Origin of the sequence: Actinophytocola sp. (assembly GCF_045807065.1) — a bacterium.
Classification (GTDB): domain Bacteria; phylum Actinomycetota; class Actinomycetes; order Mycobacteriales; family Pseudonocardiaceae; genus Actinophytocola.
The window spans coordinates 1-11,942 of the sequence record NZ_JBJMIE010000065.1 but is presented as its reverse complement, the minus strand read 5'-3'; the positions used below and the strand labels follow the sequence as shown (position 1 = coordinate 11,942).

General features: G+C 70.2%; 12 protein-coding genes. 5 read left to right on the top strand and 7 right to left on the bottom strand.

Translation table 11 applies throughout. The features are described from left to right. On the top strand, window positions 1–645 hold a 645-nt coding region (locus ACJ73U_RS03695; protein WP_407776077.1), incomplete at its 5' end, for a tetratricopeptide repeat protein. 304 nt (window positions 646–949) lie between these two features. Here the strand turns inward: ACJ73U_RS03695 and ACJ73U_RS03690 are convergent. After that, a complete protein-coding gene (locus tag ACJ73U_RS03690; protein ID WP_407776076.1) occupies window positions 950–1,372 on the bottom strand; it encodes a MarR family winged helix-turn-helix transcriptional regulator in 423 nt (140 codons plus the stop codon). Between the two features lie 56 nt (window positions 1,373–1,428). Here ACJ73U_RS03690 and ACJ73U_RS03685 point away from each other — a divergent pair, with 56 nt between their 5' ends. Continuing rightward, a complete protein-coding gene (locus tag ACJ73U_RS03685; RefSeq protein WP_407776075.1) occupies window positions 1,429–2,484 on the top strand; it encodes a hypothetical protein in 1,056 nt (351 codons plus the stop codon). A 135-nt stretch (window positions 2,485–2,619) separates the two neighbouring features. Here ACJ73U_RS03685 and ACJ73U_RS03680 read toward each other — a convergent pair whose 3' ends face one another. From ACJ73U_RS03680 to ACJ73U_RS03665, 4 genes are all read right to left on the bottom strand, one after another. Continuing rightward, window positions 2,620–3,186 (bottom strand): DUF742 domain-containing protein, encoded by a 567-nt coding sequence (locus ACJ73U_RS03680; protein WP_407776074.1) that lies wholly within the window; start codon window positions 3,184–3,186, stop codon window positions 2,620–2,622. Between the two features lie 485 nt (window positions 3,187–3,671). Further along, window positions 3,672–3,899: a hypothetical protein gene (locus tag ACJ73U_RS03675; RefSeq protein ID WP_407776073.1), complete on the bottom strand. Its 228-nt coding sequence runs from the start codon at window positions 3,897–3,899 to the stop codon at window positions 3,672–3,674. Continuing rightward, window positions 3,896–4,267: a WhiB family transcriptional regulator gene (locus ACJ73U_RS03670; protein WP_407776072.1), complete on the bottom strand. Its 372-nt coding sequence runs from the start codon at window positions 4,265–4,267 to the stop codon at window positions 3,896–3,898. The genes ACJ73U_RS03675 and ACJ73U_RS03670 overlap by 4 nt, the downstream gene beginning before the upstream one ends. Window positions 4,268–4,746: 479 nt before the next feature. Then, a complete protein-coding gene (locus ACJ73U_RS03665; protein WP_407776071.1) occupies window positions 4,747–6,849 on the bottom strand; it encodes an ATP-dependent DNA helicase UvrD2 in 2,103 nt (700 codons plus the stop codon). Between the two features lie 104 nt (window positions 6,850–6,953). Between ACJ73U_RS03665 and ACJ73U_RS03660 the strand changes: the two genes are divergently transcribed. Together ACJ73U_RS03660 and ACJ73U_RS03655 are read left to right on the top strand one after the other, a co-directional pair. Beyond that, window positions 6,954–7,682 (top strand): DUF4191 domain-containing protein, encoded by a 729-nt coding sequence (locus ACJ73U_RS03660; protein ID WP_407776070.1) that lies wholly within the window; start codon window positions 6,954–6,956, stop codon window positions 7,680–7,682. A 65-nt stretch (window positions 7,683–7,747) separates the two neighbouring features. Next, window positions 7,748–8,347, top strand: coding sequence for a Uma2 family endonuclease (locus ACJ73U_RS03655; protein WP_407776069.1), 600 nt, complete (start codon window positions 7,748–7,750; stop codon window positions 8,345–8,347). Here the strand turns inward: ACJ73U_RS03655 and ACJ73U_RS03650 are convergent. After that, window positions 8,325–10,319: a histidine kinase gene (locus ACJ73U_RS03650; protein ID WP_407776068.1), complete on the bottom strand. Its 1,995-nt coding sequence runs from the start codon at window positions 10,317–10,319 to the stop codon at window positions 8,325–8,327. The two genes, ACJ73U_RS03655 and ACJ73U_RS03650, sit on opposite strands and share 23 nt — an antisense overlap. A gap of 81 nt (window positions 10,320–10,400) precedes the next feature. After that, complete coding sequence (locus ACJ73U_RS03645) at window positions 10,401–10,877, bottom strand: RDD family protein (RefSeq protein WP_407776067.1); 477 nt, start codon at window positions 10,875–10,877, stop codon at window positions 10,401–10,403. 175 nt (window positions 10,878–11,052) lie between these two features. On the opposite strand from ACJ73U_RS03645, the gene ACJ73U_RS03640 reads away from it, so the two are divergent. Further along, window positions 11,053–11,942, top strand: an 890-nt coding sequence (locus ACJ73U_RS03640) for a glutamine synthetase beta-grasp domain-containing protein (protein WP_407776066.1), incomplete at its 3' end; no start/stop codon positions are given.

The following is an 11,942-nucleotide window of genomic DNA, read 5'->3' as shown; positions in this document are numbered from 1 at the left end:
TGGTGGGCCGGCGATCACCGGGCGGCCCTGGTGCGCCACCACGAGGCCCTGGTCATCGATCGCCGGCTCGATGACCTGAGCGGGCAGGCCAAGACGTTGACGCATCTGGGGTTCATCCGATGTCGTGGCGGCGCACCGGACACCGCGGTGTGGCATCACGAGGAGGCGCTGGGCCTCTACCGGGGACTGGCCGACGACTGGGGTGCCAACCGGAACCTGACCGGGCTCGGTGATGCCTGCCGCCAACTCGGCCGCCGCGACGAGGCGCTGCGCCATCTGCGGGCCGCGGCCACGCTGAGTCGCCGAGTCAAGGACCACTGGGGGCACACCATCGCCTGCAACGGCCTCGGGTTCGTCCACCTCGATGCCGGCCGCGCCGAACGGGCCCACCGCCACTTCACCCGGGCGATCGGCCTGACGGCGGCCACCGGTGACCACCGGTCAGCCGCCGTCGCCAATGTCGGTCTCGGGCGGGTCCACCTCGCGTTAGGCCACCGCGAGCGCGCGGCCGAGCTCTTCACCGAGGGGCTCGCGTTGAGCCGGCAGGCCGGCGACTGCTGGAACGAGGAGATGGCCACCACGGGCCTGCGCGCGACAGTGGAGTCGCCGGCGAAGTCCTCGAAGCGGGTCGAACACGGCGCGTAGTCCATGTGGACTTCCTGGCTCTGGCCGGTCTGTTGTCCGTAGGTCGTGGCATCCGTCATCGCGTGGCGATCGCGATGTAACGTCTCGGCGACCTCCTCGGAGCGCCGTCGCCGGGCGAACGAGCGTGTCGCCGGCCGGCGGGAGCTGACCGGGGAGGACCTGACGCGGCTCGAGGAGCGGATCGATGCCGAGTCCCTCGCGCGGGGAGTCCGGTGCCGCGATGGATCAGATCCGGATCTCGACTCGGTGCTGGAGGCTCACCGACGGGGACAGTTACACATGACCTTGCAGGGCCGACCGGGGATCATCTGGTGTTGAGCCTGGCGGCAAGCGCCGCCAACTGTTCGATCAGGGCCCGGTCGGCGGTCGGGTCGCCGGTCCCCGCCGCGGCGAGCAGCGCTTCGTCGATGCGCACCGCTCCGGCGCGGGCCACGGCGCGGGGAACGTCGGCTGCGATGCGTACGCGGGTCCGCCGCCGGTCGTCCGGGTCGTTCCATGTCTCGAGCGCGCCCTGGTCGCGCAGGCGGGCGACCGACTCGGAGGCGTAGCTCTGCGGAAGTCCGGTCCGGGCAGCGATTTCGCCGATCGCGCTCCCCGGGTTGTCGCGGATGTCGGTCAGTATCAGCCGGACGCCGGGTGGAGTTTTCGGCGCGCCGTCGGAGCGCATCGCTTCTTCCGCGATGCGGGTGAGATGGCGGCCGAGCCGAAACAGGTCGTGTGCGTCCACGTCGCCATGATATATCGTCGCCGATGTATCGGTAGAGATATGATCCGGGAGGTTCCATGCGCTGGTCCGGTGTGCTCTACGACGTGGGTCGGGCGATGGGGGCGTGGTCGGCCAACTGGCGACCCGACTACGCGCCTGAGCTGGTGCGGCGGGAGTTGGAGATCATCAGCGGGGATCTGCGCGCCACGGCCGTGCGCCTGTGCGCACGGGATCCGCGGCGGCTGGCCTTCGCCGGTGCCTGTGCTCTCGACCTCGGCCTTGACGTGTGGCTCTGCCCAGAACTGTGGAACGCCACACCGCCCCGCACACTGGACTACCTGGAGGCGGCCGCGCCGGTGGCCGAGCGGCTGCGCCGGCAGGCGCCGGACCGGGTGACGCTCTCGCTCGGCAACGAGTTGACGTTCTTCATGCGCGGCATCGTGCCGGGACGCACTCACCACCGCCGGACCCACGTGCCGCAGTTGAGATCGATACTGCGGGAACGGCGACACACGCCGCCCTTGCGGGCGTTCCTCGCTGACGCGGCGACGGTGGTACGCCGCTCGTACCATGGTCCGCTCACCTACTGTGCGCTGCCGTTCGAGGACCCCGACTGGACGCTGTTCGACATCGTCAGCGTCAACCACTACCGCAACCCGGTCACCGAACGTGGCTACGCGTTCGTCCTCGACCGGCTCCTCGCGACGGGAAAGCCGGTCGCGGTCACCGAACTCGGGTTCGCCGCCTCCCACGACGCCGACAACCCGGAGTTCCTCAGCACCCTCAATGTGACACCGCTGAGTTTCGCGTGTTTCCGGCTGCCCGGTGCCAGCAGGTACATCAGGCCGCGGGTACGGGCGATCCATCCGCGCGACGAGGCGGCGCAGGCCCGCATGCTCATCGACCAACTGAGCGATCTCGACCGCCGTGGCGTGGCCGGCGCATTCGTGATGAGCTTCAGCTTCCCGCTGGCACCCTACGACGAGAACCCCCGGCACGACATTGACGCCACAGCCCTGTCCATCGTGCGGTCATTGCGTCCTGGCCGTCATGGCACCACGTATCCGGACATGCCGTGGGAGCCGAAGCAGGCCTTCCACGCGCTGGCCGCCTTCAACCGCTCGGCGAGTTAGCCCCTGCTCAGCCCGGATGCACCATCGGCGTTGACGAGCCCCTCACCTGAAGCCGCCAGGTAGGGAGTTGGCCAGCACTCGAACGCCGGCCGGCACGCGGAGGTTGGCCGGGGCGGATGTCAGGGCCCGGTGCCGTCAGAGGTTGCGTAGGCCCACTAGTACGCGGCGGATGAAGTCGAGGTCGGGTGCGCCGTCGCCGGTGGAGCCGGGGGTTGGGTGTACGACGACCAGGCCGGCGGTGGCGAGGTCGCCGAGGAGTACGCGGGCGACGCCGAGTGGCACGGACAGCAGCGCGGCGATCTCGGCGACCGATCGCGGGTGCAGACACATGTCGACGATCATGCGTCGGTGGTGGGTCGTGAGTACCTCGTCGAACGTGGCGGCGGCGTGGGCGTTGGTCGACACCAGCGCCTCCAGCGCGAGGGCGTGGCTGGACCGCGTGCGTCCGCCGGTGTGTGCGTAGGGGCGGACCAGTGCCCCTGCCCAGGGGTTGACCAGCTGGACGGTGCGTTCGGCGGACTGCCGCGGTGTGGGTTCCCCGGGCTGCGGCTGCTCGTCGACGGCGGCTGGCGTGCTGCCGGCGTCGTTTTCCTTGGTGTGCTTGGGTTTGTGCCCGGAGTACGGGCCGAACCGCGCACCGATGGGGCCGTCGGCGTCCTCGTGGGACTCCTCAGCGGTGGCCGAGGGCCGAGCTGGGCTCACCGTCTGCTCTGGAGGGTGGGTGAGCCCTCGCACGTGGCCGGAGGGCCGCTCGGGGGTGAGGCCCTGCACCTGGGCGAGGTCGTGTCCGGGTAGTGGGGGTCGGGCGGCGGTTCGGTGATCGGTCGGGACGGGCCGGTCCGGGCGTGGCGCGAGATGCTCGGCGTGCGGGGCGGCTTCGTCCAGTACGTGTGCCGAAGGGAACCTGGCGCCGGTGCGTCCCACGCCGGTGGTGGCTCGTCGTCTTCCGGTGCGCCGGTGGCCGGCGGTTGTCGTCACGTCTCGAGCGCTGTCGTCTCGCGTCATCCCCGCCCCGTTCGGAGCAACCCTCGGGCTTCGACCAACCCGACACGTTACGGCGGATGCCGGCGGCGGCGGTGACAGGAATGTTTCCGGCGCGTTCCGTGCCGGGAAATCGCCACAAGCGAGCGCCCGCCCCCGGCGGGTGCCGGGGGCGGGCGGGGTCATTCACGGCCGTGCTGGTTGAACTAGAGCAGGTCCTCCGCGCGCTTGGCGCGCCTGGCCGCCCATGCCGAAAGCCTTTCCCAGCGCCTGGCTGCGTTCAACCGGCGGACCAGGCGCTGCTCGGCAGCGTCCTGCTCCGCCTGGCGCATTCGTTCTCTGGCTAGATTTTCATAGAGCAACATTGTTTTGGTTCCCCTCGGAACTAGCAGGTCCAGATGGTTGGTCGGCTGGTCGACTCGCTGCGGGTTCATGCCGCCGCCTCCTGGTCACGGGCCGCGCGCTCGGCGGCCTCCCGGGCGACATCCTCCTTGCGCGGGCGGCCACGCGGCCGCTTGCGGGCGATCACGACCCCGCGCTCGAAGATCTCGCCACCCCACACGCCCCACGGCTCCTGCCGTGCCAGCGCGCCGGCCAGGCACTCCGCGCGGACCGGGCAGTCCACGCACAGCCCCTTGGCCTGCTCGAGGTCGGCCGGGGTGTCGGCGAACCACAGGTCGGGGTTGTCGCCCGAGCGGCACGGCAGGTCGAGGCCGGCCGACTGGGCGACGTCGAACAGCTCGCTGACGCCGAGCAGATCCGGAGGTGCCCCACCCGAGAGTGGGACAGTCGCGGTACTCATTACGGGTTACTCCTTGGTAGGTGTTCTTCTCTCGTCGCGGTTACCTGAAAAAACACGAAGGCCGCGGATCCGTTTCCGGGTCCGCGGCCTTCGTGAGCCTTGGGTCTCGACCTGTCGGTCAAGACCTTCGCTCGTGAGGTGGAGCGGACGCAATGGACGGGTAATCGATGGCCTGGGCGTGCACGCGGACAACCGTCAGTTCCGTACGGAATCGCTTGCGCTCGACGACCGCGCCACCGTTACCGAGGACGGCGCCGGACACACTGGTCCCCTGGAACGCGGGCATGAGCGACGTGGTCATGGGGTAGCCCGGGGCGCACTTGATCAGAGTCAAGTTCCTCACGATGGCCACCTCCCCACTGTGCTCGATCCCTCGAGACTGTCCCTCAGAACCTTCGGGCCTCCCGGCCCGGCTACTGAAGGCTATTAGGCCCGCTCAGGTCCGTGCAACCGGTTTTTCAAGACTTCCCACAAATCTGTTACTCGTCACCCGTCGGGGCAGCCCCGGCGAGCAGCGCGAGCACCTCGGAGCCGAACTTCTCCAGCTTGCTCGCCCCGATGCCGGCGATCGACACCAGCGCCGCCGTGTCGGTCGGCCGCTGCTCGGCGATCGCGGTCAGCGTGGCGTCGGTGAACACCACGTACGCAGGCACTTTCAGCATCCGCGCGCGCTTGGCCCGCCAGTCCCTCAGCCGCGCCAGGAGCTCCTCGTCGACGTCCGCGGGGCACGACGTGCAGCGCCCGAGCTTCGTCGCGACCGCCCCGACGAGCTGGGCGTCGCACACGCGGCAGCGCGTGGGTTCGACACCGCGCTGCTGGCGGGCGCGGGTGAGCCGCGAGGTCGGGTGGTCCTCCGGGATCAGCCCGTAGAGGAACCGGCTGCGCCGCCGCGGCCGGCGGTTGCTCTCCGAACGCGCGATCGCCCACGACAGCGACAGGAACTGCCGCGCCCTGGTGACGCCGACGTACAGCAGCCGCCGCTCCTCCTCGATCGCCGCGTCGTTGCCGTCGGCGTGCAGGATCGGCATCGTGCCCTCGACCAGGCCGACGAGGAACACCGCGTCCCACTCCAGGCCCTTCGCCGCGTGCAGCGACGCGAGTGTCACGCCCTCGACGGTCGGCGGGTGCTGCGCCCGCGCCCGCATGTCCAGCTCGACGACGTACTGCTGGAGGTCGGCGCCCTCGACCGTCGACGCCAGCTCCTCGGCCAGCTCGACCAGCGCCAGCAGCGACTCCCACCGCTCGCGGGCGGAGCCGCCGGGCGGTGGCTCCTCGGTGAGGCCGAGCGGCGCCAGCACCTCGCGGACCAGCTTCGGCAGCTCGCCGGACGGCTGCCGGCTGCTCGCGGTGCGCAGCGCGACCATGGCCTGCCGGACCTCGGTGCGGGCGAAGAACCGCTCCCCGCCACGCACCAGGTACGGGATGTCCAGTTCGGACAGCGCCTGCTCGTAGGCCTCCGACTGGGCGTTCACCCGGTAGAGGACGGCGATCTCGCTCGCGGGGGTGCCGGCGTCGAGCAGCTCGGAGATCCTCCGCGCGACCGCCGCGGCCTCGGCGGCCTCGTCCTCGTGCTCGGCGAACACCGGGTCGGGCCCCGGCGTGCGCTGGCCGACCAGCCGCAGCCGCGACCCGGCCGGCCGGTCCCGCGCGGCGCCGATCACCCGGTTGGCGAATGACACGACCTCCGGGGTGGACCGGTAGTCCCGTTCCAGCCGGACGACCGTCGCGTTGGGGAAGCGGCGCGCGAAGTTCAGCAGCGGCTTCGCGGACGCGCCCGCGAACGAGTAGATCGTCTGGTTGGCGTCGCCGACGACGGTCAGGTCGTCGCGCTCGCCCAGCCACGCGTCGAGCACGCGCTCCTGCAGCGGCGTGACGTCCTGGTACTCGTCGACCACGAAGCAGCGGTAGCGGTCGCGGAACTCCTCGGCGACCAGCGGATGCTCCTCGAGCGCGGCGGCGGTGTGCAGGAGCAGGTCGTCGAAGTCGAGCTGGTTGACGCGGGTCTTGATCGACTCGTACCACCGGTACACGGACGCGACCTGCTCGGCCGGCACGGGCGGCTGGCGGCGCAGGCGGGCGACCTCGGCGGCGTAGTCGTCCGGGCTGACCAGCGACGCCTTGGCCCACTCGATCTCGGCGGCGAGGTCACGCAGCACCTCGGTCTCGGTGCCGGCGCCCGCCTTGTGCGCGGCCTGGCCGACCAGCCGCAGCTTGCCTTCCAGCAGGTCCCACTGCTGGCCGCCGACGACCTGGGGCCAGAAGTAACGCAGCTGGCGCAGCGCGGCGGCGTGGAAGGTGCGGGCCTGGGCGCCGTGGATCCCCAGGGCACGCAGGCGGGTACGCATCTCACCGGCGGCCCGGGACGTGAAGGTCACCGCGAGCACCTGCCCGGCGGCGACGTGTCCCGAGTGGATGAGGTGCGCGATGCGGTGCACGATCGTGCGGGTCTTGCCGGTGCCGGCGCCGGCCAGGACGCAGACCGGCCCGCGGGGCGCCTGGATGGCCGTCAGCTGCTCGGGGTCGAGGCCGGCTGTGTCCGGAATGCCCGCGACGTCCGAGGCAGAGATCGCTGAGGCACCCATGGCGGACCATCCTGACAGATGGGGTCGCGGATCCGTGCGATGGACACGAGCGAAGTCCGCGGCGCGACCGACGGGCGCTGGACGTGCCCCCGTATCCTGTACTTATGGCTCAGAAGGTGGACAAAGCGGCGGCCGCCGAGGCGAAGAAGGCTCGGAAGGAAGCGTCCAAGGCCAAGCGGAAGCAGATCTTCCAGGCGTTCAACATGCAACGCAAGGAGGACAAGGCGCTCATCCCGATCATGCTGGGCGCCTTCCTCGTGGTGGCCGGCGTGCTGTTCGCGCTGGGCTTCATCTGGGGGATCGAGTGGTTCCTGCTGCCGGTCGGCATCGCGTTCGGCCTGCTCGCGGCGGTGATCCTGTTCGGCCGCCGGGTGCAGAAGAACGTCTACACCAAGGCCGACGGCCAGCCGGGCGCCGCGGCGTGGGCACTGGAGAACATGCGGGGCCGCTGGCGCGTGACGCCGACGGTCGCGGGCACCACGCAGCTGGACGCCGTGCACCGGGTTCTGGGCCGCCCGGGCGTGGTGCTGGTCGCGGAGGGCGCGCCGCACCGGGTGAAGGCGCTGCTCGCCCAGGAGAAGAAGCGGGTGTCCCGCGTGGTCGGCGACACCCCGATCTACGACTTCATCGTCGGCAACGAGGAGAAGCAGATCCCCCTGCGCAGGCTCCAGCAGACGATCATGAAGCTCCCGAACAACCTCAAGCCCGCCGAGATCGACACCCTGGAGAAGCGGATGGCCGCCCTCGCGGCCCGCGGCACCCAGATGCCGAAGGGCCCCATGCCGCAGGGCGCCAAGATGCGCAACGTCCAGCGCACGATTCGCCGCCGCTGACCAGCTGCGACAGAATTGTCGGTGCCTCGTGCGAGCGTGGTCAGCAACGAAGGAAGGAGGAGGCTGTGACCGCAGAGCCGTTGCCGGAGTCTGAGTTAGACGCCGACTCCGTCCACCTGCTGACCATTCAGGAGTACGCCGAACTCGGTGAGACCGAGCATGGCTACACCGAGCTTGTCGAGGGCCGTCTGTTGATGTCGCCAAGTCCCGCCTTCAGGCACAGCCGCGCCATGGGAAGGCTGTTCGTGCAGCTGACCCAGCAGGCACCGGCGAACCTGGAAGTGGTTCAGGAACTCGATGTGGATCTTGGATTGGCACCCGTCGACGAGCCGGGGTCCAGCCGTCGACCGGACCTCATGGTGGTGCAGCGGGAGCTTGGTGACCGGCTCACAACTGAAGGCGGATTAGTTCCGGCGTCCGGGGTGCTGCTGGCGGTGGAGATCGTCTCGCCGAGTTCGAAGCGGACCGATCACGTGTACAAGCGGGACGACTACGCCGACGCCGGCATCCCGAACTACTGGATCATCGACGTCGACGAGCCGATCTCGCTCACCGCGTGTCGGCTGACCGAGGAGTTCGGGTACATGGACGACCAGACGGCCACCGGGGTGTTCAGGACCGAGACGCCGTTCACGGTGGAGGTCAACCTCGACCGGCTGGTGTGACCAGCGGGAGCACGGCCCGCACCGCGGTGCCCTCGTCGCCGCTGCGGTAGGAGAACTCGCCGGCTATCTCGCGGGCTCGTTGGGCCATGAAGCGCATGCCCATGCCGTGCTTGCCGGCGTCCGTGGGCACGCCCACACCGTCGTCGGTCACCTCCACCAGCAGGCAGCTGCCGTCCAGGCGGACCGATATCTCGGCTCGGGTTGCCTGCGCGTGGCGGACCACGTTGGTGAGGGCCTCGGCCACGATGCGGTACGCCGCGACCTCCACCCCCTTCGACGGCACCGCCAGGTCCGGCGCCAGCGTCGTCTCCACCCGCAGCGACGGGCCCGACAGGAACACCGCCAGCTCCTTCAACGCGCCCGACAACCCCAGCGCGTCCAGTTCCGGCGGCCGCAGGCCGTGGACGACCCGGCGCAACGTGCGCAGGGCCTCGTCGAGGCTTTCCACCGCGCGGTCGAGCAGGGCGATGCCCGCCGAGTCCGGGGGCAGCGCGCCGCGCACCGACTCGATCTGCAGGCGGGTACCCGCGAGCGTCGGCCCCACGTTGTCGTGCAGTTCGCGGGACAGGCGGGAGCGCTCCTCCTCCCGAGCGGTCACCACCTGCTCGCGCGACCGCAGCAACTCCTCGTCCAACCGCAGCGCGGCCAGTACCGGGGCGACCTGGTCCGCGAGCGACGCAAGCGCTTGCGCCATCGTCTCGTCGAGGTACTCCGCCGGCGGTTCGACCGTCAGCTCGCCCACCACGACGCCTCGGTGCCGCAGCTCGAACGTCGACAGCTCGGCGCCGGACACCGTCCCGACCTGCGCCAGCCGTCTCGACCCCGCCCCGGTCGCCAGGTCCAGGCGGGCCATCCGCAGCCGCAGCGACCGGACGACCTGTTCGCACACCGCCGCCGGCACCTCGGTCGCGTCCAGCTGGTTGCGCATGCGCGTGCCGAGACCGATCGCCAACTCCACCACGTCCACCCGCCGACCCCAGCTCGCCGACCGCACCCATCCGATCAGCAGCGACGCCACCGGGAACAGCAGCGCGCCCGCCACCCCGCCGGCCAGCGCCGACGACGGCAGCGCGGTCGCGAGCACCGCGAACCCGCCGATGTACACGGCGAGGAGCGTGCCGGCCGCGGCGACGCCGACGATCGCCCGCCGCACCGCCAGGTCCAGGTCGTACAGCCGGTCCCGGGTCACCGCGACCGCGATCGCCAGCGGCACCAGGACGAACGCCAGCACCTCCAGCCCGCGGTCGAGCAGCGGCGGCAACCCGTCGGCACTGTCGCGCACCACCGCCTGGACCGCGCCGAACGCGAACGCGCACAGCAGCAACGTCATCCGCCGGCGGCGGACACCGGTCGCGTGCAGCCAGCGGGCCACCAGCCCGGCCACCGCGAGCGCGGTCGCGAACAGCAGCACGTACTCGCCGACCGCCAGCAGCGGCGCCGCCAACGACGGTCGCGTGAGCGGGTTCGACACCGTGTACCGGCCGGCGAAGTCGCCGTCGTCGAACGCCAGCCCCACGCAGTAGACGGCCATGCCGGCGACGGTCAGCCCGACCGCCCACCACCAGCGGCGGCTCGGCAGGCGACCGTCGGGGTAGATCATCGGCAGCAGAGTGGTGATGGCCCAGATCGGTGGCGCCCACAGCCACGACTGCACCCACATGAGCGCGCCGACGCCGGGCGCGGCCGGCGACGAGAACGATCCGGTCAGGACCGTCAGGAGCAGACTGACGCCGTCCCACGCGGCGATGCCGAGCATCATCCAGCCGAGCACGTTGTCCGGCTTGTGCCAGATGACCAGCACGCCCATCGACGAGAAGAACACCGCGACCGCGATGTTCAGCGGCACCGGGTCGTACGCCGAGTAACCCCAGGCGTCACTCGCCTGGGTGAGCACGGCCGAAACGACCGCCGTGCCGAGGCCGAGCAGGGCGAGCGCCAGCGCGACCCCGTGCCCTCGCTGGTGGCCAGCCATGTCCGGCTCCTCCGGGCAGCGGGAAAAAACTCGGCCGTCGGACGAACATCGTAAACGCGGCCATCTCACGGGGTCAGCGGCCTAACGGGTACGGACGACCACCGTTCCGGCGAGCTTGTCGTGCAGGCCGCGGTTGTCGGCGTCGGCGAACGCGGCGGGCACGATCAGCCCGATCAGCACCGTGCGTGGGATCGCGCGCAGCGGGGTGACCATCGGCTTGCCGTCGAGGCGGACGACCCGCAGGCCGAACAGCAGCTTGCCGGGAGTGAAGCCGAACAGGCCGACCATCAACACCGTGAGCACGAACCACACGAGCAGCGAGACGTAGTTGTAATGCTGCATCTGCGCGGGGTCCTGCACGTCGAGCCGGACGAAAAGGCTGGTGGCCAACCCCATCAGCACCAGGTCGACGAACAGCGCACCGAACCGGACACCGCGGCCGGCGACCGCGCCCGGGCCCTCCCTGGGCAGCCCGAGCCGCGCGCCGGGCCACTCCTGCTCCGCGTCACCCGTCCCGCCGACCCCGCCGGACAACCACGAACCAGTCACTTTGCTCACGCTTCCAGGGTATGACGGGGTGCTTCTAGCCCATCCAGCTGGCATGCTCAACCGCGGCTCGCGTTTTCCCGCTGTCGTTAACATCGGCGAAACATTGAGGTGATGGTCGGGCAACACCACACTCATAGCTTGACCGCGAGCGCCCCGGCAAAGCAGAGGTAAGGAGCCTACGAGCGTGTTCAACAATTCCGACGAGGTCCTGAAGTTCATCTCCGACGAAGAGGTGAAGTTCATCGACGTCCGGTTCTGCGACCTGCCGGGCATCATGCAGCACTTCACGGTACCGGTGCAGTCGTTCGACGCCGGCACGATCGATGAGGGTCTCGCGTTCGACGGCTCGTCCGTGCGCGGGTTCCAGGAGATCCACGAGTCGGACATGCTCCTGCTGCCCGACCTCGCCACCGCGCGGGTCGACCCGTTCCGGGTCGAGAACACGCTCATCCTCAACTTCTTCGTGCACGACCCGCTCACCCGCGAGGCCTACAGCCGGGACCCGCGCAACATCGCCCGCAAGGCCGAGCAGTACCTGGCCGAGTCCGGTGTCGCCGACACCGCGTACTTCGGCCCCGAGGCCGAGTTCTACGTGTTCGACTCGGTCCGGTTCGACAGCGCGGAGAACGGCTCCTTCCACGAGATCGACTCGGTCGAGGGCTGGTGGAACACCGGCTCCGACGAGGAGGGCGGCAACCGCGGCTACAAGACCAAGTACAAGAGCGGCTACTTCCCGGTCCCGCCGACCGACCACTTCGCCGACCTGCGCGACGAGATCACGCTGAACCTGATCGGCGCCGGGTTCACCGTCGAGCGCGCACACCACGAGGTGGGCACCGCCGGCCAGGCCGAGATCAACTACAAGTTCAACACGCTGCTGCACGCGGCCGACGACCTGCAGCTGTTCAAGTACATCGTCAAGGGCACGGCGTGGGAGGCCGGCAAGACCGCCACCTTCATGCCGAAGCCGCTGTTCGGTGACAACGGCTCTGGCATGCACTGCCACCAGTCGCTGTGGAAGGACGGCGAGCCGCTGTTCTACGACCAGAGCGGCTACGCGGGCCTGTCCGACAT

Coding starts and splice junctions, on each gene's coding strand:
- ACJ73U_RS03685 (WP_407776075.1), top strand. CDS start 1,429: ATGCGCTGGTCCGGTGTGCTCTACGACGTGGGTCGGGCGATGGGGGCG.
- ACJ73U_RS03675 (WP_407776073.1), bottom strand. CDS start 3,899: ATGAACCCGCAGCGAGTCGACCAGCCGACCAACCATCTGGACCTGCTA.
- ACJ73U_RS03670 (WP_407776072.1), bottom strand. CDS start 4,267: ATGAGTACCGCGACTGTCCCACTCTCGGGTGGGGCACCTCCGGATCTG.
- ACJ73U_RS03665 (WP_407776071.1), bottom strand. CDS start 6,849: ATGGGTGCCTCAGCGATCTCTGCCTCGGACGTCGCGGGCATTCCGGAC.
- ACJ73U_RS03660 (WP_407776070.1), top strand. CDS start 6,954: ATGGCTCAGAAGGTGGACAAAGCGGCGGCCGCCGAGGCGAAGAAGGCT.
- ACJ73U_RS03650 (WP_407776068.1), bottom strand. CDS start 10,319: ATGGCTGGCCACCAGCGAGGGCACGGGGTCGCGCTGGCGCTCGCCCTG.